General features: G+C 67.8%; 21 protein-coding genes and 1 tRNA gene. 10 read left to right on the top strand and 12 right to left on the bottom strand.

Annotated elements, in window-relative coordinates; all coding sequences use genetic code 11:
• Positions 1–227 precede the first annotated feature (227 nt).
• The 6 genes from FHW79_RS04065 (at position 228) to FHW79_RS04090 (ending at position 7,656) form a co-directional block, all read left to right on the top strand.
• Positions 228–590 carry a DUF952 domain-containing protein gene (locus tag FHW79_RS04065; protein ID WP_183177776.1) on the top strand — a complete coding sequence of 121 codons (363 nt, stop codon included), beginning with the start codon at positions 228–230 and terminating at the stop codon, positions 588–590.
• On the top strand, positions 587–1,660 hold the full coding sequence (locus tag FHW79_RS04070) for a quinone-dependent dihydroorotate dehydrogenase (RefSeq protein ID WP_183177777.1): 1,074 nt from the start codon (positions 587–589) through the stop codon (positions 1,658–1,660). Before FHW79_RS04065 ends, FHW79_RS04070 begins: the two co-directional genes overlap by 4 nt.
• Positions 1,661–1,682: 22 nt before the next feature.
• Complete coding sequence (locus tag FHW79_RS04075; protein WP_183177778.1) at positions 1,683–2,900, top strand: EAL domain-containing protein; 1,218 nt, start codon at positions 1,683–1,685, stop codon at positions 2,898–2,900.
• A gap of 151 nt (positions 2,901–3,051) precedes the next feature.
• The gene (gene thrS / locus FHW79_RS04080; protein WP_183177779.1) at positions 3,052–5,016 is read left to right on the top strand and encodes a threonine--tRNA ligase; all 1,965 of its coding nucleotides are present in this window, start codon (positions 3,052–3,054) and stop codon (positions 5,014–5,016) included.
• 84 nt (positions 5,017–5,100) lie between these two features.
• A complete protein-coding gene (infC, locus tag FHW79_RS04085) occupies positions 5,101–5,628 on the top strand; it encodes a translation initiation factor IF-3 (protein WP_035675720.1) in 528 nt (175 codons plus the stop codon).
• Positions 5,629–5,814: 186 nt separating this feature from the next.
• Positions 5,815–7,656, top strand: a complete 1,842-nt coding sequence (locus FHW79_RS04090) for a transglycosylase domain-containing protein (protein ID WP_183177780.1) — start codon at positions 5,815–5,817, stop codon at positions 7,654–7,656.
• Here FHW79_RS04090 and FHW79_RS04095 read toward each other — a convergent pair.
• On the bottom strand, positions 7,653–8,327 hold the full coding sequence (locus FHW79_RS04095; protein ID WP_183177781.1) for a hypothetical protein: 675 nt from the start codon (positions 8,325–8,327) through the stop codon (positions 7,653–7,655). The two genes, FHW79_RS04090 and FHW79_RS04095, sit on opposite strands and share 4 nt — an antisense overlap.
• A gap of 8 nt (positions 8,328–8,335) precedes the next feature.
• Entirely contained in the window at positions 8,336–9,472 is a 1,137-nt protein-coding gene (locus tag FHW79_RS04100) for a hypothetical protein (RefSeq protein ID WP_183177782.1), read from the bottom strand.
• A gap of 269 nt (positions 9,473–9,741) precedes the next feature.
• Here FHW79_RS04100 and FHW79_RS04105 point away from each other — a divergent pair, with 269 nt between their 5' ends.
• Positions 9,742–10,062, top strand: coding sequence for a ribbon-helix-helix domain-containing protein (locus tag FHW79_RS04105; protein ID WP_082188189.1), 321 nt, complete (start codon positions 9,742–9,744; stop codon positions 10,060–10,062).
• Positions 10,063–10,086: 24 nt separating this feature from the next.
• On the opposite strand, the gene FHW79_RS04110 is transcribed toward FHW79_RS04105, so the two are convergent.
• Both FHW79_RS04110 and FHW79_RS04115 read right to left on the bottom strand, forming a co-directional pair.
• Positions 10,087–10,962 carry a TIGR01459 family HAD-type hydrolase gene (locus FHW79_RS04110; protein WP_183177783.1) on the bottom strand — a complete coding sequence of 292 codons (876 nt, stop codon included), beginning with the start codon at positions 10,960–10,962 and terminating at the stop codon, positions 10,087–10,089.
• Between the two features lie 38 nt (positions 10,963–11,000).
• A complete protein-coding gene (locus FHW79_RS04115) occupies positions 11,001–12,242 on the bottom strand; it encodes a glycosyltransferase family 4 protein (protein WP_183177784.1) in 1,242 nt (413 codons plus the stop codon).
• A gap of 42 nt (positions 12,243–12,284) precedes the next feature.
• Here FHW79_RS04115 and FHW79_RS04120 point away from each other — a divergent pair, with 42 nt between their 5' ends.
• Together FHW79_RS04120 and FHW79_RS04125 are read left to right on the top strand one after the other, a co-directional pair.
• Positions 12,285–13,088, top strand: a complete 804-nt coding sequence (locus FHW79_RS04120; protein ID WP_183177785.1) for an alpha/beta hydrolase — start codon at positions 12,285–12,287, stop codon at positions 13,086–13,088.
• Positions 13,089–13,206: 118 nt separating this feature from the next.
• A tRNA-Ser gene (locus FHW79_RS04125) sits at positions 13,207–13,297 on the top strand.
• Positions 13,298–14,175: 878 nt separating this feature from the next.
• On the opposite strand, the gene FHW79_RS04130 is transcribed toward FHW79_RS04125, so the two are convergent.
• From FHW79_RS04130 to FHW79_RS04155, 6 genes are all read right to left on the bottom strand, one after another.
• Positions 14,176–15,132: a DJ-1/PfpI family protein gene (locus FHW79_RS04130; protein WP_183177786.1), complete on the bottom strand. Its 957-nt coding sequence runs from the start codon at positions 15,130–15,132 to the stop codon at positions 14,176–14,178.
• Positions 15,133–15,202: 70 nt separating this feature from the next.
• Positions 15,203–15,856, bottom strand: a complete 654-nt coding sequence (locus FHW79_RS04135; RefSeq protein WP_183177787.1) for an energy-coupling factor ABC transporter permease — start codon at positions 15,854–15,856, stop codon at positions 15,203–15,205.
• Positions 15,857–15,885: 29 nt separating this feature from the next.
• Complete coding sequence (locus FHW79_RS04140) at positions 15,886–16,242, bottom strand: nitrile hydratase accessory protein (RefSeq protein ID WP_183177788.1); 357 nt, start codon at positions 16,240–16,242, stop codon at positions 15,886–15,888.
• Positions 16,243–16,282: 40 nt separating this feature from the next.
• The gene (gene nthA, locus FHW79_RS04145; RefSeq protein ID WP_183177789.1) at positions 16,283–16,903 is read right to left on the bottom strand and encodes a nitrile hydratase subunit alpha; all 621 of its coding nucleotides are present in this window, start codon (positions 16,901–16,903) and stop codon (positions 16,283–16,285) included.
• A 15-nt stretch (positions 16,904–16,918) separates the two neighbouring features.
• Positions 16,919–17,641: a nitrile hydratase subunit beta gene (nthB, locus tag FHW79_RS04150; protein ID WP_183177790.1), complete on the bottom strand. Its 723-nt coding sequence runs from the start codon at positions 17,639–17,641 to the stop codon at positions 16,919–16,921.
• Between the two features lie 37 nt (positions 17,642–17,678).
• Entirely contained in the window at positions 17,679–18,632 is a 954-nt protein-coding gene (locus tag FHW79_RS04155; protein ID WP_348984073.1) for a GTP-binding protein, read from the bottom strand.
• A gap of 368 nt (positions 18,633–19,000) precedes the next feature.
• Here FHW79_RS04155 and FHW79_RS04160 point away from each other — a divergent pair, with 368 nt between their 5' ends.
• The gene (locus FHW79_RS04160; RefSeq protein ID WP_183177792.1) at positions 19,001–20,077 is read left to right on the top strand and encodes an IS5 family transposase; all 1,077 of its coding nucleotides are present in this window, start codon (positions 19,001–19,003) and stop codon (positions 20,075–20,077) included.
• Between the two features lie 343 nt (positions 20,078–20,420).
• On the opposite strand, the gene FHW79_RS04165 is transcribed toward FHW79_RS04160, so the two are convergent.
• Together FHW79_RS04165 and FHW79_RS04170 are read right to left on the bottom strand one after the other, a co-directional pair.
• Complete coding sequence (locus FHW79_RS04165) at positions 20,421–20,606, bottom strand: hypothetical protein (RefSeq protein ID WP_149165700.1); 186 nt, start codon at positions 20,604–20,606, stop codon at positions 20,421–20,423.
• On the bottom strand, positions 20,603–21,766 hold the full coding sequence (locus FHW79_RS04170) for a PepSY domain-containing protein (RefSeq protein WP_183177793.1): 1,164 nt from the start codon (positions 21,764–21,766) through the stop codon (positions 20,603–20,605). Before FHW79_RS04170 ends, FHW79_RS04165 begins: the two co-directional genes overlap by 4 nt.
• Positions 21,767–21,781: the final 15 nt, after the last annotated feature.

The raw sequence follows: 21,781 nt of genomic DNA on the forward strand, positions 1-21,781 counted from the left end.
TGAGGAATCATTGATTCTGCGGCTTTTCCGTGTGGCCGGCGCGGTGCGGTCCGGCGGAGCGGCGAATTTTCCTTCTGCAAAATGCCGTGGGATTTCCAAAGCCACATTTGCAAATTGCGAAGCAAACAGCGCAACGTCCCATTCTGAAATTATCAACGTTCCGTCGGCCCTCCCATCTTTGCCACGGCTGGCTTCGGCGGACGGCTTTGCGGTAAGGTCGACCCGCCATGACTGAACGGATCATTTTTCATATGTGCCGCGCCGCGGAGTGGGATCAGGCGCGTGCCGCCGGGGTCTACCACGGCTCGTCACAGGATGCGGCGGACGGCTTCATCCACTTCTCCACCGGCGCCCAGGTCGAGGAAAGCGCCGCCAAGCACCGCGCCGGCCAGGACGGCCTCGTCCTGCTGACCGTGGACGGCGCCGCGCTGGGCGACGCGCTCCGCTGGGAGCCGTCGCGCGGCGGCCAACTCTTTCCCCATCTCTACGGCCCGCTGCCGTCCGCGGCGGTGCTGCGCGCCGATCCGCTGCCGCTGGGGCCGGACGGACGCCACCTCTTTCCGGCGACCTTCAAGGACACCACACCGTGATCGACCTGTTTCCCATCGTCGGCCCCGTCCTGCGCAGCTTCGATCCGGAGACGGCGCACGGGCTGACCATTAAGGTCCTGTCGAGCGGGCTGATGCCGCCGGTTCGGGAAAAGGACGACCCCATCCTGCGGACCAGGGTGATGGGGTTGGATTTCGCCAACCCGGTTGGCCTCGCCGCCGGTTTCGACAAGAACGCCGAGGTGGTCGACGCCATGCTGCGTCTCGGCTTCGGCTTCGTCGAGGCGGGCAGCGTCACCCCCCGCCCACAGCCCGGCAACCCCAGGCCGCGCCTGTTCCGCGCGCCGGAGCAGGGCGCCGTCATCAACCGTCTGGGCTTCAACAACGAGGGGCTGGAGCCCTTCGCCCAGCGGCTGGAGCGGCGCCTGTCCGGCGGGCGCAAGGCGCCGGGGATCGTCGGGGCCAACCTCGGCAAGAACAAGGACACGGTCGAGGCGGCGGACGATTACGTCCTCGGGGTGACGCGGGTGGCGTCGCTTGTCGACTATCTGGTCGTCAACGTGTCGTCTCCCAACACGCCCGGCCTGCGGACGCTCCAGGGGCGCGAGCCGCTGCGCACCCTGCTGGGCCGCGTGCTGGACGCCCGGTCGGCCTGCAGGCTCGCCAAGGCGCCGCCGGTCCTGCTGAAGATCGCCCCGGACCTGACCGACGAGGACAAGGCCGACATCGCCGCGGTCGTTTTGGAGACGGGCATCGACGGGTTGATCGTGTCCAACACCACCATCGCCCGGCCGTCGGAGATCCCGGAGTCGCTGCGCGGGGAAACCGGCGGGCTGTCGGGCAAGCCGCTGTTCGCGCCCTCGACCGCCGTCCTGCGCGAGATGTACGGGCTGACCGGCGGCAAAATGCCGCTGGTCGGGGTGGGCGGCATCGCGTCGGGGGCCGACGCCTACGCCAAGATCCGCGCTGGCGCCTCGCTGGTGCAACTCTATTCCGCACTGGTCTATGCCGGGCCGGCGCTGGTGCTGGCGATCCGGCGCGACCTTGCCGCCCTGCTGCGCCGCGACGGATTCGCCTCGTTGAGCGACGCGGTGGGGGCGGATCACCGCTGAGCCGAGCGGGGAGAACCGGCGCATGGCGGCCCTGATCAAGTCGGCCTTGGTCAAGTCGGCCTTCATCCATGGGTTGGCCGTCGCCGCGGCGGCCTCGGTCGCCGTCGGCCTGCCGGACCTGTCGCCGGGCACCGACCCGGCGGTGGGGTGGCTCGGCGGCGGGCTGGTCCTTCTGGCGGGCGTCGCCGTGGATCTGCATTGCCGGCTGGCCCGGAGGGAGCGTGACACCCTGCGCCGCCTGGACAGTCTTCAGAAGAGTGTGGAGGCGCTGGTCGAACGGCTGGACCGGCGGACCGCGCCGGCCGAGCCCGGCCACTCCGCCGCCGCCCACGAGGCCGTCCTTCAGGAGGTCAGGCTCCTGCACACGCTGGTCGCCCGGCTCGGCGAATCCCGCCCGCCCGAGGCCGCCGAACCGCCGCGTCCCCCCCAGCCGGTCCGGCCGGCGTTCCAGGTCCCGCGCCCGCCGGAACTGCGGTCACCGACCATCGCCGCGGCAACGCCGATGGACGCCGCCGCCGTTCTGGAAGCGGTGCGCGACGCGCTGGCCGCCGACCGGATCGACATCCACCTCCAGCCCATCGTCAGCCTGCCGCAGGGCAAGCACCGCTTCTTCGAGGTGTTTTCGCGCGTGCGCGCCGCCGACGGGTCGTTGATCCTGCCCGACCGCTATCTGGAGATCGCGGAGCGCGCGGGGCTGATGGCCACCATCGACAATCTCCTGCTGGTCCGCTGCATCCAGCTGATCCGCGAGACGGAGCGGCGCCAGCACGCCATCGGCTTCTTCTGCAACATGTCCACCGCCACGCTCAGCGACGCGGACTTTATGCGGCAGTTCCTCGATCTGCTGGCCCGGAACCAGACGCTGGTGCCCAAGCTGGTGTTCGAGTTGAGCCAGCAGGAACTGCGGGCGGGCGGGACGGTGACGATGGGCATCCTGTCGCAGCTGTCGCGCATCGGCTTCCGCTTCTCCATGGACCGGGTGAGCGACCTGGACATCGACGTGGATGCGCTGCTTCGCCACGAAATCCGCTACGTGAAGCTGGATTGCGGCCTGTTGCTCGACCCCGTCATGGCCCCGCGCCTTGAAGCGCTGCGCCGCCGCCTGGATGGCACGGGGATCGACCTCATCGCCGAGAAGATCGAGACGGAGGCGCAACTCGACGCGATCCTGCGCAGCGGCATCGATTTCGGCCAGGGCTACCGGTTCGGCGAGCCGAGGCCCGCGCGCAAACCGTCATGAGATAATTTTGCCGTGAATTAATAATGCAAGAAAATTCGCTGTCCGGGCGGCCGATTCAGGCCGGAAACGCCCCCGGCGCCCTTGACAGAAAGCCCGCCCGCATTAGAAGTTTCGCCTCCCGGCATGCGCCGGGTGCGATGCAAACAGTCAAATGGTGACTTCGGTGACGTCCAACATCGCCATCACGCTGCCCGACGGCAGCGTGCGGGAGTTCGACCGGCCGGTGACGGGGCTTGAGATTGCCCAGTCGATCGGGCCGCGCCTTGCCAAGGATGCGCTTGCCGTCAAGCTCGACGGCGAGGTGAAGGACCTCACCACCACCGTCACCACCAACGCCAGGATCGAGATCGTCACGCGCAGTCATCCCGACGCGCTCGAGGTCATCCGTCACGACGCCGCCCACGTCCTCGCCGACGCCGTGCAGAAGCTCTATCCGGGCACGCAGGTGACCATCGGTCCGGCGATCGCCAACGGCTTCTATTACGACTTCGCGCGCGAGGAGCCCTTCACGCCCGACGATCTGGCGAAGATCGAGGCGAAGATGCGCGAGATCGTCGCCAAGGACGTTCCCATCGTGCGCGAGGTCTGGACCCGCGACGATGCGGTCGCCTACTTCAAGAAGCTCGGCGAGCATTACAAGGCCGAGCTGATCGAGGCGATCCCGGCGGACCAGGACATCAGCATCTACCGCCAGGACGACTGGCTGGACCTGTGCCGCGGCCCGCACGCCCCGACCACGGGCAAGGTCGGCAACGGCTTCAAGCTGATGAAGGTGGCCGGCGCCTACTGGCGCGGCGACAGCCGGAACCCGATGCTCCAGCGGATCTACGGCACCGCCTGGCGCGACGAGAAGGAGCTGAAGGCCTACCTGCACCAGCTTGAGGAGGCGGAGAAGCGCGACCACCGCCGGCTGGGCAAGGAGCTGGACCTGTTCCACGTGCAGGAGGAGGCCGTCGGCTCGGTCTTCTGGCACCCGAAGGGCTGGACGCTGTTCCGCACGCTGGAGACCTACATCCGCGCCAAGCTGAGCCAGGCGGACTATGTCGAGGTCAAGACGCCGCAGCTCATCGACAGCTCGCTGTTCAAGGCGTCGGGCCACTGGGACATGTATGGCGACAACATGTTCAAGGTCTCGGCCGACGACGGCGAGAAGATGCTCGGCATCAAGCCGATGAACTGCCCGGGCCATGTGCAGATCTTCAAGCACGGGCTGCGTTCCTACCGTGACCTGCCGATCCGCATGGCGGAGTTCGGGTCCTGCCATCGCAACGAGCCGTCGGGCGCGCTGCACGGCATCCTGCGCGTGCGCGCCTTCACCCAGGACGACGCCCACATCTTCTGCACGGAAGACCAGGTGGCGAGCGAGGCGGCGGAGTATTTCAAGCTGCAGCTCGGCGTCTACCGGGATCTGGGCTTCGACAAGATCGCCGTGAAGCTGGCGCTGCGTCCCGACGTGCGCACCGGCTCCGACGACCTGTGGGACCGGGCGGAGGGCGCGCTGCGCCAGGCGCTCGACGCCGCCGGGCTGGAGTATGAGGACCTGCCGGGCGAGGGCGCCTTCTACGGCCCGAAGGTGGAGTTCCACCTGACCGACGCCATCGGGCGCACCTGGCAGTGCGGCACGCTCCAGTATGATCCGAACCTTCCCGAGCGGCTGGACGCCTCCTACATCGGCGAGGACGGCGCCCGTCACCGTCCGGTGATGCTGCACCGGGCCATCCTGGGCTCGCTGGAGCGCTTCATCGGCATGCTGATCGAGCATTACGCCGGCAAGTTCCCGATGTGGCTCGCCCCGGTCCAGGCGGTGGTGTGCACCATCACCAACGAGGCCGACGGCTACGGGCAGGAGGTGGTCAGCCTGCTGAAGCGCCGCGGCATCCGCGCCGAACTCGACACCCGGAACGAGAAGATCAACCTGAAGGTCCGCGAACACAGCCTTCAGAAGGTTCCCGTCCTGGTGGTTGTGGGCAAGCGCGAGGCGGAGGAACGGACCGTCGCCCTCCGTACCCTCGGTGGTAAGGATCAGGAAGTTCTTGCCCTCGACGCCGCGCTCAATAAACTGAATGAGGAGGCGCGGTCCCCCGCGGGCGCCGCCGCTTTCGATTCGCCGTTTTAACCGACCGCACTGTTCGGGTGGGCTTCCCTCCGGGAGGTCGCGCCCCGGTGGGTTTCCAGTCATGGAGAAGCGTCCATAGCCAGGATACCGTCCGAAGCCGCTCCGACCCGCGATGGACCGCGGGTAAACCGGGAGATCACGGCTCGCTCGATCCGTCTCGTCGGTGCCGACGGCGAGATGGTGGGCGTCGTTTCGCTGCGCGATGCGCTGCTGGCCGCTGAGGATGCGGGCCTCGACCTCGTCGAGATCGCTCCGCAAGCGGAGCCGCCTGTCTGCAAGATCCTCGACTATGGCAAGTACAAGTACGAGGCGCAGAAGAAGGCGGCCGAGGCGCGCAAGAAGCAGAAGATCATCGAGGTGAAGGAGATCAAGCTCCGACCCAACATCGATGACAACGACTACGACGTGAAGATGCGCTCGGCCCGCCGCTTCCTTGAGGAAGGCGACAAGGTCAAGGTGACCATGCGCTTCCGCGGGCGCGAGATGGCGCACCAGGATCTTGGCATGAACGTGCTGGTCCGCGTGCGCGACGAGTTGGACGAACTGGCGAAGGTCGAGCAGATGCCCAAGCTCGAAGGCCGCCAGATGGTCATGGTCCTCGCGCCGAGGTGACCCTTCGGCGCGACGGCCCGCCCACCGTCCGCAGAGCACACGCGTCCCCAAAAAAGGCCCGCCGGTTCCGGCGGGCTTTTTTGTTGGGTGGTGCCGCTCCGGGGATTCGCAAATACGGAGTAGCGGTATTGCGGAAGCGGGACGGTGCGCCGACGTGAGGCTCATTCCGCCTCCACCATTCGGCCGATGCTCCGATCATCCCTGCTCCGCCGCGCTGCCCTGGCTTTGACGCTTGCGCTGCCGCTGCTGTCCGGCCTCCCAGTGCCGCCCCCCGCCCAGGCGATGGACCTGTTCGGGGACGAGTTCCGCACCGTTGACGATGTGCTGGCGTACAACCGCGGCCACGGTGTGCGCTTCCTCGACCGGCAGGGGCGCTTCATCGGCTCCATCGGCGAGACGTACGGCGACACGCTGACGCTGGAGAGGATGCCGAAGCACCTGATCCAGGCGCTGATCGCCAAGGAGGACCGGCGCTATCTGGAGCATGACGGCATCGATTTCCAGGGTCTGGCCCGCGCGCTGGCCGTGGCGGTGACCTCCGGCCGCTTCAGCCAGGGCGGCAGCACGCTGACCCAGCAGACGATGAAGCTGATCTTCCTCAACCGCTACAACCGCTGGTCCCGCAAGGCGTACGAGCTGTACAGCGCCAGCGATTTCGAGGAACAGCTCGGCAAGAAGAACGTCCTGTACTTGTACCTCAACCGCGCCTATTTCGGTTTCGGCGCGTACGGGGTGGACGCCGCCGCCCGCGTCTTCTTCGGCAAGCCGGCGGGCAAGCTGTCACTGAAGGAGTCGGCGATGCTCATCGGCGCGCTGCCCGCCCCCTCCCGCCTGAACCCCTTTGCCGACCTGGAGAAGGCGGAGGCGAAGGCCGCCCTGGTGCTCGACGCCATGGCCGACGCGGGCTTCATCACCGAGCGCACGGCGGAGCAGACCAAGCGCCAGCGCCCCATGCTGGCCGCCGCCAACAAGGCGGCGGTTCTGTCCACCGGCCATTTCCGCGAGACGGCCAAGGCCCGCTTCGACCGCTTCGCCGCCGACCGCTACGGTGGCGACCTTCCGGGGCCGACCTTCACCGCGCGCACCACGCTCGACCGCGACCTCCAGGCGGCCGCCCTGCGCAGCGTGGAAGCCACCCTGAAGCGCCACGCCAAGGGCCTGGGCGACGCGGAGGTCGCCCTGGTCGCCCTGGACGGCGACGGAGCGATCCTGGCGATGATCGGCGGGCGCGACGCGGCGGCGCGGCGCGACCACTTCAACCGCGCGCTCCAGGCGCGCCGCCAGCCCGGCTCGGCTTTCAAGCTGTTCGTTTTCCTGGCGGCGCTGGAGCGCGGGCTGACCCCGGACTCCCGCATCGACGGCTCGCGCATGGAGTTCACCGACGGGCGGGCCATCCGCAACTTCGACAACCGTTACCCGTCCTCGGTGACGCTGGCCGACGCCTTCGCCCAGTCCACCAACACGGCCTCGGCCCGCCTGACCCGTGGCCATGCGGAGGAGATCGCCGCCGCCGCCCGCCGTCTCGGCGTCGAATCGCCGCTGGAGCCGGATCTCGGCCTCGCGCTGGGCGTCAGCGAGGTCTCGCTGCTGGAGATCACCCAGGCCTACGCGGTGGTCGCCAACGGCGGCAGCAAGGTCAGCGGCCATCTGTTCCAGCGCATCGGCGATCCGGCCGGGCGGACGATCTACAGCTACACGCCGCCGAAGGCGGACCGGGTGGTCGATCCGCAGACCGCCGCTACCCTGAAATCCATGCTGGCGTCGGTCATACGGGACGGCACCGGCAAGATGGCCCGCTTGCCGGCGGTGCTCGCCAAGAGCGGGGCGGGGGGCAAGACCGGTACCACCAACGATTATCGGGACGCCTGGTTCATCGGTTTCGCCGACGGCGTGGCCGGGCGCGGTCTGACGGTCGGGGTGTGGGTCGGCAACGACGGCAACACGCCGATGAAGGGGGTGACCGGCGGCTCCGTCCCGGCGGAGATCTGGCGCCGCTTCATGGTCGAGGCCGCCCGGGTGAAGGGTTAGCGGCCCTTCGTCCCGGCGAGCAGGGACGCCCCGACGAAGCCCAGCGCCCGCCCGTTCCGCCCGACCTCGTACCAGGAGCCGAAGGCGGCCATCACGGTGACCGTCTCCCCACGCTCCAGGACGTCCGCCACCTTGGCGTCGCAGAAGGGGGCGACGCGCAGGTTCGCGGCGGCGCGGACACGAACCCGTGTTCCCACGGCGATGGCCGGGCGGTGCGTGTCGGTGCCGCGTTCCTCGGTGATATGGCCGGGCAGGGCGCAGCCGCGGTCTTCCTTCGAAGCCTTGGCGTAGCCGCCCTTGAAGCGGTTCGTCGGGGTGTTATCGGCGACCGCCGCGGGTGCCGGACCGGAAGGCTTGCGGGCGGGCAGGGGGATGGCGACGGTATCGGCGACGGCCTGCGCCGGAGGCTCCGCCCCGGCAGGGGCAGAGGCAACGGGGGTAGCCGGCTCCGGCGCCGTCGCCGGCGCGGGTGGCGTCAGCACCGGCAACGGCAGGAGCGGCGCCACGGGCTGTGGCGCCGCCGTCCCCGCCGCTCCCAGCGGCGTCATCCCGGGCAGAACGGCGGTCGGTGGCGGGCGCGGCGTGACGATCGGCTCGGCCTCCTCAGCCCAGGCCGAAGGGCCACCGAACAGCGCCAGCAGGCCGAGAAGGGGAAGCGCAAGCCGGCGCATCCGTCGCCTCAGTCCACGGTGACGCGGGCGATGAGCGCGGGCAGGGTCTGGCAGCGGAACAGCCCGTCCAGGGTCTTCTGCTCGGTCAGGCGCAGCGACAGGGCGCAGCCGTAGGCGTTCACCGTCAGGGTGGTCTGCGCCAGCGCGCCGATGGCGGCGGAGGGCTTGGCGATGCTGTAGCCGGGAGCGCCCAGCCGTCCGGCGAGCGCGCCGTTGACCGGGTTGACGGAATCGATCTCCAGCGTCAGCGGACCCAGATTGTTCAGCACCGTTTCGGAATGCGGGTCCTCCTTCGTCGCGTACAGCTGCACCGGCACGGCCCTGCGGCGGGCGATCCAGTCCTTCAGCGCCAGATTGCCCAGCACCGGGTCGCGGCTCTGCAGCGCCGCTTCCAGGGCGATCTGACGCAGCGCCGGGTCGTTGCCGCCCAGCGCCGCCTCGTAGGCGGCGATCCGCGTCGGGCGGTCGGCGCCCAGAATCCGGGTGCGCAGATCGGCGATCCGCGCCGCGCGGGCTTCCTCCTGCCGCCGTTCGGCGGTGGCGCGCTCCTCCTCCGCCTTGGTCGCCGCGGCCTGCCGGGCGAGCAAATCCTCCTCGCGGCGTCGCCGGACGTCCTCCTCGGCGCCGCGGGCCTCGGCGTCGCGGGCAATCTGCTCGCGCAGGCGGTTGGCCTCGGCGGAGCCGGCCAGCACCGGGCGGCCCGGAAGTTCCTCCAGCGGTTGGCCGATGCCCTCCAGCACCTCCGGGTTGCGCAATTCGATGCGCGCGTTCCAGCCTTTGGGGCCGAGCGTGGCGAGCGCCGTGGCGGTCAGCGTCTTCTCCAGCCCGGCTTCGGCGACGGGGCGGATGAAGGTCACGGCGCCGTCGCGGCTTTCGACCGCGTAGGTCGGCTTGGCGAGCCGCAGCTTGGCGCCGATTCGGACGGCGGTGCGCGATTCGGTGGATTTCGCGGTGGCCTTGCCATCGGGCGCCGGGGCGGGAATCGGGTCCGCCGTCACCTCCTCGACGGTCCAGGGCGGCGGGACGAGGCGCGACACCTCGGCGCGGATGCGGTCGATCGGCAGGTCGGACGCGCGCGCTGGCGGAACGGGCGCCAGCCCGGCCATCAGCGTCACCGCGATCCCCCACGCCGCCGGTCGCACCATCGCTCGTTCTCCACCGGAAGCGGCCACTACAGCTTGTGTTGGCCCATCGAAGCACTGGTACAGCGAAGGCGCCCGGGAAGGGAAGCGGCTTTTGCCCGGGCCAAGGTTGCGCAGCGGCTGGAACGGTGAACCCCGGGCCAGGATCGCGACCCCCGGTCGAAATTGGCTTTGTGCCCACACGCCGCTTGCAATATCATCATACAAGTGAATGTATATTCGCCGGAAACGCGAGCGCCTTTCCGCAACGGCAGGGGACCAAGGGCAACGATATGGCGGGCAGACAGGGGAACAAGGAAGGGCCGGTCCTGGTCTGTCGCAATGTCAAGGTTTCCGGCCGGCGCACCAGTCTTCGGATGGAGCCCTATATTTGGGACTCCTTGAAGGAAATCTGTGAGCGTGAGGGGCTGACGCTGAACGACATCTGCACCCAGATCGATCAAAGGCGTGGCGAAGCGAATCTGACCGCCTCCATCCGCGTCTTCATTGTCAGCTACTTCCGCAACGCCATCGGAAGCCGCGGCTTTTCCGAAGACGGACCGTCCAGCATCCTGCGCAAGGCGATGGACGACGCCATCCCGCCCTTCGATTGAACCGGGGACGGGACGGCTGCCGTCTCACCAGCGCAGGCTGGGCAGGCCGTAGGTCGGCTGGTGGCCGGATGCCGCGGCGGCGGCGGCCAGCTTGGCCGGATCGACCGCTTCGCCCCAAGCCCCGCCCAGCTCTTCGCGATGAATGCCGAAGGTGACCAGCGCCACGTCGATCCCGGCGGCGTTGGCTCCGGCGACGTCGGTGCGCAGGCTGTCGCCCACCGCCAGGATGCGCCCCTTGTCCTTGATGCCCATCAGTGACAGGCAGCGGTCGTAGACCGGGGCGTGCGGCTTGCCGTGCCAGAACACGTCGCCGCCCATCTCCTCGTAACGCTGGGCCAGCGTGCCGGCGCAGATGACCATCTGTTCGCCGACCATCACGATCAGGTCGGGGTTGGCGCAGACCATCGGCAGGTTGCGGCGGCGGCAGGCCTCCAGCGCCGGCTCGTAGACCGACAGCGACTCCCCGAAGTCGACGATGCCGGTGTTCACGACGAAATCCGCCTCGTCCGGCGACGCCGCGAGCGTGTAGTCCAGACCCTCATACACGTCCATGTCGCGGTCCGGACCGATGTGGTACAGCCGCCGGCCCAGAGCGGCGTGCCACGGGTCGTCGCGGTCGCGCAGCGCGTCGTAGGCGGCCTCGCCCGAGGTCATGACGTGATGATAGCGCTCGCGCCCGATGCCCATGCCGTCCAGCTTGGCGATGACGCCGCCGGTGCGGCGCGGCGCGTTGGACAGCAGGCAGATCACCTTGCCCGCGGCGCGCAGCCGGTCCAGACACTCCGGCACGCCGGGATAGGGCTGTTCCCCGTCGTGCAGGACACCCCACAGGTCGAGAATGACCCCGTCGTAACGGTCGATGACGGAGGCGATGCCGGAAAGCTGGACGATGTCGGTCATGAGGTCCGGTGGTGTGACGGGCGGGAAGAATGGGCGGCTCAGCGGCCTTTTGCGGCGTGTTTGGGCTCGGTGAGAAGCTCCGCATAGACGGCCAGCGTGTCGGCGCACATGCGTTGCTTGGTGTAGCGCTCGGCGACGAAGGCGCGGGCGCGGGCGCCGATGGCGTCGCGCTGCTCCGTCGTCAGGGACAGCGCCTCGTCCAGCGCCTTGGCCAGCGCATCGGGATCGGCGGGCGGCACCACCCAGGCGGTCTCGCCGGGGATCACCGTCTCCTGGTAGGCGCCGATGGCGGAGACGATCACCGGGCGGCCCATCGCCTGCGCCTCGACGATCACCCGCCCGAAGGCTTCCGGCTCCTGCGAGGCGGAGACGACGACGGTGGACAGCCGGTAGGCGGCGGCCATGTCGTTGCAGTGGTCGGTCATCGTGACGACGCCTTCGAGCCCGGCGCGGCGCACCTGCTCCTCCAGCTCCTGCCGGTAGCCGGTGCGGCCTTGGTCGGACCCGACGAGCAGCGCGCAGACGTCCTTGCGCCCCAGCTTCGCCAGAGCGTCGATCAGCACCGTCTGGCCCTTCCACCGGGTCAGGCGGCCGGGCAGCAGGATCACCGGCTTGTCGTCCGGCAGCCGCCATTTTTGGGCGAGCTGGATCATGCGGGCGGAGCTGACCCGCTCCGGCGCGAAGGACAGCGGGTCGATGCCGCGGTGGATGGTGCGGATGACCGCCGGATCGACGTCGTAATTCTCCAGGATGTGGCGGCGGATGAAGCCGGAGATGGCGATGATCCGCTCGCCCCGCGCCATCACCGAATTGTACCAGCGCTTCAGCCCGTTCTTGTAATTGTACGGGGCGTGGAAGGTGGTCATGTAGCGCGCGCCGGTCGCCTGGCAGGCCAGCCAGGCGCTCCAGGCCGGGGCGCGGGAGCGGGCGTGCACGATGTCCACGCCGTTTTCCCGGATGATCGCCTCCAGCTTGCGCGCGTTGCGGCGGATGACCAGTGGGTTCTTGGACGCCAGCGGCAGGGTGATGTGGCGGATGCCGGCGCGGTCCAGCTCCGCCGCCATCGGCCCGCCCTCGGACGCCACCAGCGGCAGCGCGCCGGCCTGGGCCAGCGCCAGCGCCACGTCGATGCAGCCGCGCTCGGCCCCGCCGGTGACCAGCGCCGGCAGCACCTGGAGAACGACCGGCCGGCGGCCGGCGGCCGCGAAGGCGCCCTTCGCGAAGGCGTTGGCCGGGTTGCGCGGGTCCTCGCCGGTGCTAAGCTGGGATTCGACGTCCATAGTCACAGATTCCTAAAGTCCTGGCCCACAGAGGTATCCGATATGACCGAACCCGCAGCCGGCCCCGTCCCGTCGCCGGGCGGCGCGCACCATAGCCTGAAGCGCGGCGCCGCGACCATAGCCTATCGTCACACCCCCGGCCGCGACCCGGAAGGGCTGGCCCCCGGCGTGATGTTCCTGGGCGGCTTCATGTCCGACATGACCGGCACCAAGGCGTTGGCCCTGGAGGAATGGGCGGCGGGCGAGGGGCTGTCCTTCACCCGCTTCGACTATCAGGGCCACGGTGCCTCCAGCGGGCGGTTCGACGAGGGGACGATCGGGCTGTGGGCCGACGACGCGCTGGCCGTCCTGGATCGCGTGACGGTGGGGCCGCAGATCCTCGTCGGCTCCTCGATGGGCGGCTGGATGATGCTGCTGACCGCGCTGCGCCGTCCGGAGCGGGTGGCCGGGCTGGTCGGCATCGCCGCCGCCCCGGACTTCACCGAGGATCTGATGTGGGACCTCTTCGACGAGCCCGTGCGTCGCGAGATCCTGGAGACGGGTCGTTGGCTGCGCCCCTCGGACTACGGGCCGGAGCCGCAGCCGATCACCCGCGCCCTGATCGAGGACGGTCGTGACCACCTGCTGCTGCGCCAGCCCATCGCCTTCGACAAGCCGGTGCGCCTGCTGCATGGCATGGCCGATCCGGATGTGCCCTGGCAGGTCAGCCTGACGCTTGCCGACCGGCTGAGCAGCGCGGACGTGCGGGTGACGCTGGTGAAGGACGGCGACCACCGCCTGTCGCGCGACCAGGACATCGACCTGCTGTGCCGCACGGTGGGCGATCTGGTCCGCGGCTTGGCCTGAAGAAAGAGGGCTTCGATTCGTCCCGCGGATCATCCCTAAGGCGGTGCAAGATTTTTCCAAAAAGTGATTTCAGGGGCTTGCGCACCGCCTTCGGGCTGGATATAAACGCGGCCTCTGCGGAGGGGTGGCCGAGTGGTCGAAGGCGCACGCCTGGAAAGTGTGTATACCCCAAAAGGGTATCGAGGGTTCGAATCCCTCTCCCTCCGCCAGCATACCTCTACCTGTCTAAGTAAGTTCGATTTTCCTGGGAAGCTACTCCAGGGAAGTAGGCGGGTAGGGTGCACGGATGGGATGCACGTTTGCCCTTCCGTAAAGCCGTGAACGGCTTTCTAAACAGCTTCCAAGTTCGCCTCCATTAGCGACTCGCTGAGAGGCTTCTGCGCTTCCCGGCTGCTTGGGGTAGCTCCCCAATCCCCAGACCGAACCCAGCGACTCTGCAACGGGCTTCCTGAGGCTCTTGCCGGAACTGCACGGCGAACGCCTCGCCTCGCCCTATTGGAAGCTGTGTCAGCAGCGGAAGCAGGGCAGTGCGATTGCCGTAGGAGTCCCTAACTTCCCTACATGGAACCAAGATCCTCCCGCCCTTTCTGAATGGTCACTTCAAGAATACCGGCTTTTGGGCCGTGTTGTGGTTGATGGTCCGACCCTTCCAAACGGAGAGGACCCTAAGTTTTTCTATAACTTCCCTGACGGGAGCGAGGGTGATCGTCGCGCTTATTGAAAGTCCCCGCACCCTGTTACAGAAGGTATACCGGAGGTACTGGGGAACGGCGCGTATAGGCTCTGAGAGGCGTCCAGCCGCATGGCAAGCCGTCGTCTGGGCGATCTCACCCAAGCCGTTTTCCGCACGGCGCGCGCCACGCTGCGGCCGCTGAAATCCCGTCTGTAAAATCTGGGTACCCAGAGCCGCTGCGTGCACCCGCCTGACGGTGTTCAGCGACGGTGAGTGGTGGCGGGTGACGCAGGGAGGCCAAACCATCGCTCGTGGCACAAGCTGCACCTGATCATGGATCCCGCCACCGGCGTGCCGACCAGCACGTCCCACGAGCATTCGGGGTGTGCGGCTTCCACGCAGTCACCTCACGGATCAGGCCGCCGTTGTGCGAAAGCGCTTCCGGTAATCAACCGGATTGATGCCGATATTGCGAACAAACGCCCGCCTCATGGAACCGGCGTCACCAAACCCACAAATATGAGCCACCCGTTGGAGCGGTGTGGAGGAATCGACCAACATCCGGCGTGCCGCGTCGAGTCGAGCCGCTTCCACGAAATCGGCCGGAGGCCGGCCGACGTCGCGCTTGAACACCCTGGCAAAATTCCGCGAACTCATGCCGGCCTGGGACGCCAAGGCCTCCACGGAGAGATCGGCGGAAAGGTTGTCCAGCACATACTCCTGGATCTTTTGGATTCCGGTACGGCTCGACACCTGGGCGGCGAGATGGGCACTGAATTGCGACTGCCCCCCAGGCCGCTTCAGGAACATCACCATGTAGCGCGCGACCAGCAGCGCCAGTTCCCGCCCATGATCCTCCTCCAGCAGGGATAGCGCCAAGTCGATGCCGGAGGTGACGCCGGCGGCGGTGGAGATGTTGCCGTCGCGAATGAAGATCTGGTCCGAATCGACCGTCAGGGTTGGAAACTCAGCGCGAAGCTTGTCGGCGCATTCCCAATGGGTGGTGACACGGCGGCCGTCAAGCAGTCCGGTGGCCGCCAGCAGGAACACCCCCGTGCAGATCGACCCGTAGCGGCGGACTTCGGGAACGCGGCGCCTGAGCCAGTTGATCACCGCCGGATCGATGGCGCTGAACGACGGGTCACCGGCGATCAGCAACGTGTCGATCGGCTGGTCGGGGTCGTGGATGGTTCGGTCGGCAAGGAAGCGCAGGCTGCCGGTCCCGCAAACCGGCCCCTCCGCGGTGCCCATCACCTGCACCTCGTAGGCCTTCGGATCGCCGAGACGGCGGGCCGCTTCCCAGAACACCTCCGCCGGACCCACCACATCCAACGCCTGAACCCCGGGAGGGGCGAGAAGCACAATCCGCATGAAAGACGCTCTTCCTGCAATCGGGCGGCCAAGGGGCACAGCCGCCCGATTGTATTTGGCATGCCAACTATCAGGCAAGAGCCGGGCTGCGGAGCGTGGTGACGCGAAGCACCGGGTTGCCGGCGTCCAGCCGGCCCAGCGCCCGCAGAAGCCCGCAGCTGATCGCCGGTTCGCACAGCACGACCGGCAGATAGGCGGCGGCGAAGACCGCCCAGTCCGCAAACGGCGTCGCCCGTTCGCCCAGCATCAGCCAGAAGCCGACCATGGCGACCACGCCGCTGTAATAGACGGCGTCGAAGCGCAGCACCGAAGACCAGCGGATCGAGGCCAGCCCGCCGGATTCCAACAGGCGCTTTCCACCCATGGCGTGTGCGGCAACCAACGGCACCATCAGCGACAGCGAATTCACCGCGAGATGCGCGAGATCCTGCGGCTCGAACAGCAGCGCCTGCAGCGCCAGTCCGATGCCGAACCCGAACAGGGTCGCGGGAAATCCGAAGATGAAATAAATGGCCGAGGCGCCGATGAAATGCAGTTCCGACGGGCCGACCGGCTGGTGCCAAAACTCCATGAAGACCGAGAAGAAGGCAGCCGCCAGGAGCGCCTTGCCCCATTCGAGAGGCCGGCGCAGGAAGGCCGGAGTGTACGAGGCGAGAAGGCTGAGCGCGGCCGCGTTGGCGCCGACGATCTTCGCGGCGGACAGCATGCCGGGTTCGATGTGCATGGACGTCTCCCGATGTTCGGATGATGGTGTCAGGCCGGCCGTGTGTCGGCAGTCGCAGTGGCGGTGGCGAGGCGGGCCGACAATTCGTCGGGCGTCGCGAGGCCGGATTGAAGGATCGTCGCCTCCAGGGCGCTCAACCACTGTTCGTAGTAGTTCCAGGAGGGGCCGTCGGGGGCCTGGGTCCGCTCCCAGTCGCCGATGGCGGCAATCAGGTTCCGGCGGAAATCCTCCCACTCGAAATGGCCCTCCCGGGCCAGCGCAAGCGCCACGCCGAAGGCCGACCGCTCCCACTCTTCCGCGAAGCAGAGGGTGCCGTTGGCACGGGGCGGGGAATCCTCGGCCCCGGCCATGCTGGTCAGGGCGAAATGTTCGAAGCGGGTCAGCATGCCCGTTCCTCCTGGCGGTTCTGAAGGGCCGGTTCGGGGGTCAGGCGGACGCCGCCACCGCCACGCCCATCATGGCTTCCGGCGTGACCAGGGCGGCAAGCTGCTCCTCGCTCATGCCCTCGGTCCCGGCGGGGCGCTCGGGAATGACGAACCAGCGGATCTGCGCGCTGCTGTCCCAGACCTTGACCTCGGTGCTTTCGGGCACGGTGAGCCCGAACTCCTTCAGCACGGCGCGCGGCTCGCGGGCGGCGCGGCTGCGGAAGGTCGGGTCCTTGTACCAGTACGGCGGCAGCCCCAGCACCGGCCAGGGATAGCAGGAGCAGAGCGTGCAGATGACCAGGTTGTGGACGCCCTCGCCATTCGCCACGGCGCGCATGTGCTCGCCCTCGGCCCCGGCCATGCCTTCCGGCAGATCCGTCATTTCGGCGATGGCGGCCGGCGCATCCTCGATCAGCCGTTGCTTGAAGGCCGGGTCGACCCAGGCGCGGGCGACGATCCTGGCGCCGTTGAACGGGCCCATCTTCGTTTCGAACACGGTCAGCACCGTGTCCACGGTCTTGCTGGTGATGACGCCCTTTTCGATGAGCAGCGCTTCGAGGGCACGGACGCGCGCGGCGCTCCGGGCCTCGCGGTCGTCGGGATGATGGAAACGATCGGTCATTCGCGATGGCTCCGGTCAGGCAACGGGCTTGGTGACGTAGGCGGCGTAGAGATCGGCATAGAGCGTCACATTCGGCTCCGTGTTGCCGGGCCACAGGTTCTTGGCCTCGAAGCGCACGCAATAGACGGGCATCGGCGCGCCGACGCCGTCCGTCCCGGTGTCGGTCAGATAGCCGTAGGCGCCCGGATAAACCGTCTCGACCACGCCGCTGTGGTTGCGCAGGAACCCGGGCAGGCGGGTGTGCTCAAGCGTCGGCACGTTCCTGACCGTCACCGTGTCGCCTTCCCGGAAGTCGGGTTGGATCGCGACGTCACGCTTCGGGGAATCCCCTTCCGCCAGATAGCGTTCGACGCGCTGGTCGATCTCCGGCGCGCCGCCTTGCGGCAGAGGCTTCTCCGGATCAGCCAGATACTCCGCCGTGCGGGCCTCCAGCTCCTCCTCCGTGATGTAGCCGTTCTCGATGAAGTAGCCGCTGATGCCGCCCAGCCACTTTTCGTAGTAGCGGTATTTGAAATAATCGAAAGGGTTGAGCCCTTCGGCTCCGGTGCGCAGATGGGCCCAGGTCCAGACGGTGTGGAAGGCGCTCGGCGTGGGGGGAAGCGGCAATTGCGGGCTGAGCGCCATCATCGCCGTGTGAATGCCGAAGATGCGCGTCTCCCACTCCTCCACGAAGACACGCGTTTCGACGGTGATGGGGCCGAGACCCTCCAGGCCCCCGAGGTAATGTTGCAGCTTCATTGGGTGCTTCCTGCAATCGGGAACGGAAACAGAAGCGTCAGAGGGCGGCGACGTCCGCCGCGACGGCGCAGCCGCGAAGCCCCTCCAGCAGCCTTTCGGCATCGAGGTCGCGCCCGATGAAGACGAGTTGGTTCAGCCGTTCCTCGCCGGGTTTCCAAGGGCGGCCCGGCCGCCCGTCCAGCGTCATGTGAACGCCGTGAAAGACGAAGCGGCGTCCCTGGCCGTCGAGGTCCAGCACGCCCTTGGCGCGCAGCAGGTCGCGCCCCTTGTCCTGGACAAGCTGGTTGAGCCAGCGGTCGACGGCCGCCGGGTCGAGCCGTCCGGGTTCGCGAAAGGCCACGCAGCCGATGCCGGCGTCGTGTTCGTGCTCATGCTCATCCAGGATATCGGGGTCGAGGCGCAGGATGTTCTGCAGGTCGAAGGCGCCGATGCCCAGGATCTCCGAGAGCGGCAGGGCGCATTCCTCGGTGCGGTGGATGCGGGCCAGCGGGTTGAGCCGGCGGATCTCGCGTTCCACGGTGTCGAGCACCGCGGCGGGCTCCAGGTCGATCTTGTTCAGCAGGATCACGTCGGCGAAGGCAACCTGTTCGCGCGCTTCGTCATGGCCGAGTTGCAAGGGCAGGTGGCGGGCATCGGCCACGGTGATGATGGCGTCCAGTGCGAAGCGGCCACGCAGCCCTTCGTCCAGCACGAAGGATTGAATGACGGGGGCCGGGTCGGCGAGGCCGCTCGTCTCGATCACCACCCGGTCGAATCCGCGCTCGCCCTCGGCCAGCCTTATCAACGCCTCGATCAGGTCGCCGCGGACGATGCAGCAGACACAGCCGTTGTTGAGTTCGACGATCGTCTCGTCCGTCGCCGTCACCAGCAGCCCGTCGATGCCAAGCTCACCGTATTCGTTGACGATGACGGCGGTCCGCTCGCCGCCACGCTCCGCCAGGATGCGGTTGAGCAGGGTCGTCTTGCCGGCCCCGAGAAATCCGGTCAACACAGTCACCGGAATAGGTCGCATGGCGATGCTCCGTTGCTTCAGGTTGCAAAGGGCAGCCTTCACCTGCGGAGATGGCCGAAAAGATCCGGACGGTCCGCTGCGGCGCTGCTGTGGTATACATTGCACCGCATACTATTCGCTGACTCAACAAGCGGCAGAGGGCAATTCCGGACAAAGCGCCTATCAGAATCGGCCAACCGCCTTATGTGAAGGGGCGTGGGAATACGGTCATTCCGCGTCCTCGGTGCCGCGGCGTGGCTGGAGCGTGGCCGCTCAAGCGGCCTCTAGCAGGACGCGGAAAAAGGCTGTGCCCAGCCGGTTGTTCGTGATTCTTTTCGGTTGAGGAGAACGCGGCCGACGAGGGGACGATGCGGGGTTCGGACGAACGCAGCGAGAGTCTGTTCAGCTACGTGAGCTGCGAGGCACGGGTTCCGGCCCACCACCCGCTGCGAGCGATCCGGGCCATCGTGGACGAGGCGCTGGAGGTGATGTCGCCAGCCTTCGAGGGTCTGTACTCGAAGATCGGGCGGCCGTCGATCCCGCCGGAGAAGCTGCTGCGGGCGCTGCTGCTCCAGGCCTTCTCCTCGGTGCGCTCGGAACGCCAGTTGATGGAGCAGTTCGATTACAACCTGCTGTTCCGCTGGTTCGTCGGCCTGTCCATGGACGCGCCGGTGTGGGACGTGACGGTGTTCACCAAGAACCGCGAGCGTCTGCTGGCTGGCGATGTGGCGGCCAAGTTCCTGGCGACTGTGCTGGGTCAGCCGAAGGTCAAGGCGCTGCTGTCGGACGAACATTTCTCGGTGGACGGCACGCTGATCGAAGCCTGGGCGTCGGTGAAGAGCTTCCGGCCCAAGGACGGCAGCGGCGAGCCGCCGGGGCCGGAGCGCAACGGCGAGCGCGACTTCCATGGTGAGAAGCGGTCCAACGAGACCCATGCCTCGACCAGTGATCCGGAGGCGCGGCTGTATCGCAAGGGCAACGGGCCACCGGCCAAACTGGCCTTCATGGGGCATGTGCTGATGGAGAACCGCCACGCCCTGTTGGTCGATGTCCGGCTCACCGCGGCCACCGGCTTGGCCGAGCGCGAGGCGGCGGTGTCGATGGTCGAGGCCATCCCCGGGCGCCACCGCATCACGGTGGGCGCCGACAAGGCCTACGACACCAAGGATTTCGTGGCGGACATGCGAGACTTGGGCGTGGCTCCGCACGTTGCCCGGAACACCAGCAACCGCCGCTCGGCGATCGACGGCCGGACCACCCGCCATCCCGGCTACGCCGTCAGCCTCCGAGTCCGCAAGCGGATCGAAGAGGTTTTTGGCTGGATCAAGGGAGCCGGCTTGCGCAAGACGCGCCATCGCAGAGCAGTCCGTGTCGGTTGGATGTTCACCCTGACCGCCACCGCTTACAACCTGATCCGCCTGCCCAAGCCGCTGGCTGCGGCATAATCACGCCCGCAATCCGCCTGAACGGCGGTTCCAGGAGCCTCAGAGCGAGGAAAAACGCTCCGTCTCGACCAAATCGCCCGCCGCAACCCGCATTTTCAGCCTCAGCGGAGGCAAAAAGCCGGAATATGGTCATTTTTCCGCGCCCCGCTAACAGAAAAGGGCCACCCACGGCGGCTCCTTTTGTCTACGAACGATTTGCGCGGGTGTGTTTGCTACCCAATACCGCATTGTAGCCGCTGGGGGATCGGGGTCCAGCCGCAAAGCACCCACAGGCGGTCGCCGACCGCGAAGCATACCAGACAATGGCATGCATCGCTCCCCATGGCGGCACGATGAGCTGCGTTCAGCGGTTGCGGTTGCGCCAGGACCAGACCGCGGCGAGCACGGGGACCGACAGTGCTGCCCAGGACACGGCGTCCACGACGCCGTCATCCAGCAGGGCGGCGATCAGCCCGACGGCGGTGACAAGCGCGATCGCCACGGGAATGCCGAAGACCGCCAGCGGTCGGAAGGGAGTGCGCGGCGTCATTCCGCAGCCTCCCCGGCGGTGGCGCGCAGGCCGGGGCTCGCGGCGGCATGATCCTGGGCACGGCGAGCCTGGACAAGGCGGCGGCGGGCGATCCACAAATACAGGCCGCTGCCGAGGATGACGATGGTCAGCAGGTCCAGCACCGCCCATAGGATCTTCATCGGCAGCCCGCCGTAGTCGCCGAAATGCAGCGGCTGCGACAACCGCAGCGCCAGCATGTACCAGGGCATGGAGCGCATGTCGGTGAAGGCCCCCGTCTCGGCGTCGATCAGGGCAGGGGTCAGGATGCGGTTGGTGGCCGGCGTGGCGCCCCTCAGCCACACCGCGTAATGGTGGTTGCTGGAAAAGCGCACGCCGGGGAAGGCGACGAATTGCGGTCGCATGCCGGGGGCGGCCTCCATGGCGGTGCGGACGGCCGCGTCGACCGAGGCGAAGCGCTCCGGAACCGGCTTGCCCTCGTAGGGGGCGATCATCGCCGCCAGCTCGTTGGCGCGCCAGTAGGCGACCAGCGGCACGGAAAGGGTGTTGATGACGCCGGTCAACCCGACCACCACCACCCACATCAGCGTGACGATGCCCAGCATGTTGTGCAGGTCGAGCCATTTCAGCCGCCGGCCGCGCCCGGCCCGCACCGTGCCGAAGGACAGCTTGCGCATGAAGGGGGCATAGATCACCACCCCCGACAGGGTGGCCAGGAACAGCAGGAAGCCCATGAAGCCGAGGAACAACTCGCCGGGCAGCCCGGCGAACAGGTCCACATGCAGGCGCAGCATCACATGCATGAACCCGCCGTCGTCGTTCAGGTCGGCGAGAATTCGCGTGGTGCGCAGGTCGATGGCCGAGATGTGCATCTGCGACACCGGGGGGCGGGCCCCCGGGCCGGTGGTGACGTTCACCACCGGCCGATCCACGTCGAAGCTGAGGAACAGCGGGCGCTCGCCGGGGTAGGTCGCCAGCGCCGAGGCTACCGCCTCGTCCAGCGATTTCAAGGGCGTGTCGGCCGGCATGGGCGGAAGCGTGTCCTCCGCCGTCAGCGCCTCGATCTCGTCATGGAAGATCAGCGGCAGGCCGGTCAGGCACAGCAGCAGCATGAAGATCGTGCAGATCAGGCTGGTCCATTTGTGGATCAGGGTCCAGATCCGGATGGTTCGGTTGGTCATCGGGGCCCCCTCATG

Source organism: Azospirillum sp. OGB3 (genome assembly GCF_014192915.1).
GTDB lineage: Bacteria > Pseudomonadota > Alphaproteobacteria > Azospirillales > Azospirillaceae > Azospirillum.

What these genes read in the sequence shown, in the direction of transcription:
- FHW79_RS04065 (WP_183177776.1), top strand. Translation starts at nt 228, where the DNA reads ATGACTGAACGGATCATTTTTCATATGTGCCGCGCCGCGGAGTGGGAT.
- FHW79_RS04075 (WP_183177778.1), top strand. Translation starts at nt 1,683, where the DNA reads ATGGCGGCCCTGATCAAGTCGGCCTTGGTCAAGTCGGCCTTCATCCAT.
- thrS (WP_183177779.1), top strand. Translation starts at nt 3,052, where the DNA reads ATGGTGACTTCGGTGACGTCCAACATCGCCATCACGCTGCCCGACGGC.
- FHW79_RS04090 (WP_183177780.1), top strand. Translation starts at nt 5,815, where the DNA reads ATGCTCCGATCATCCCTGCTCCGCCGCGCTGCCCTGGCTTTGACGCTT.
- FHW79_RS04095 (WP_183177781.1), bottom strand. Translation starts at nt 8,327, where the DNA reads ATGCGCCGGCTTGCGCTTCCCCTTCTCGGCCTGCTGGCGCTGTTCGGT.
- FHW79_RS04100 (WP_183177782.1), bottom strand. Translation starts at nt 9,472, where the DNA reads ATGGTGCGACCGGCGGCGTGGGGGATCGCGGTGACGCTGATGGCCGGG.
- FHW79_RS04105 (WP_082188189.1), top strand. Translation starts at nt 9,742, where the DNA reads ATGGCGGGCAGACAGGGGAACAAGGAAGGGCCGGTCCTGGTCTGTCGC.
- FHW79_RS04110 (WP_183177783.1), bottom strand. Translation starts at nt 10,962, where the DNA reads ATGACCGACATCGTCCAGCTTTCCGGCATCGCCTCCGTCATCGACCGT.
- FHW79_RS04115 (WP_183177784.1), bottom strand. Translation starts at nt 12,242, where the DNA reads ATGGACGTCGAATCCCAGCTTAGCACCGGCGAGGACCCGCGCAACCCG.
- FHW79_RS04120 (WP_183177785.1), top strand. Translation starts at nt 12,285, where the DNA reads ATGACCGAACCCGCAGCCGGCCCCGTCCCGTCGCCGGGCGGCGCGCAC.
- FHW79_RS04130 (WP_183177786.1), bottom strand. Translation starts at nt 15,132, where the DNA reads ATGCGGATTGTGCTTCTCGCCCCTCCCGGGGTTCAGGCGTTGGATGTG.
- FHW79_RS04135 (WP_183177787.1), bottom strand. Translation starts at nt 15,856, where the DNA reads ATGCACATCGAACCCGGCATGCTGTCCGCCGCGAAGATCGTCGGCGCC.
- FHW79_RS04140 (WP_183177788.1), bottom strand. Translation starts at nt 16,242, where the DNA reads ATGCTGACCCGCTTCGAACATTTCGCCCTGACCAGCATGGCCGGGGCC.
- nthA (WP_183177789.1), bottom strand. Translation starts at nt 16,903, where the DNA reads ATGACCGATCGTTTCCATCATCCCGACGACCGCGAGGCCCGGAGCGCC.
- nthB (WP_183177790.1), bottom strand. Translation starts at nt 17,641, where the DNA reads ATGAAGCTGCAACATTACCTCGGGGGCCTGGAGGGTCTCGGCCCCATC.
- FHW79_RS04160 (WP_183177792.1), top strand. Translation starts at nt 19,001, where the DNA reads ATGCGGGGTTCGGACGAACGCAGCGAGAGTCTGTTCAGCTACGTGAGC.
- FHW79_RS04165 (WP_149165700.1), bottom strand. Translation starts at nt 20,606, where the DNA reads ATGACGCCGCGCACTCCCTTCCGACCGCTGGCGGTCTTCGGCATTCCC.
- FHW79_RS04170 (WP_183177793.1), bottom strand. Translation starts at nt 21,766, where the DNA reads ATGACCAACCGAACCATCCGGATCTGGACCCTGATCCACAAATGGACC.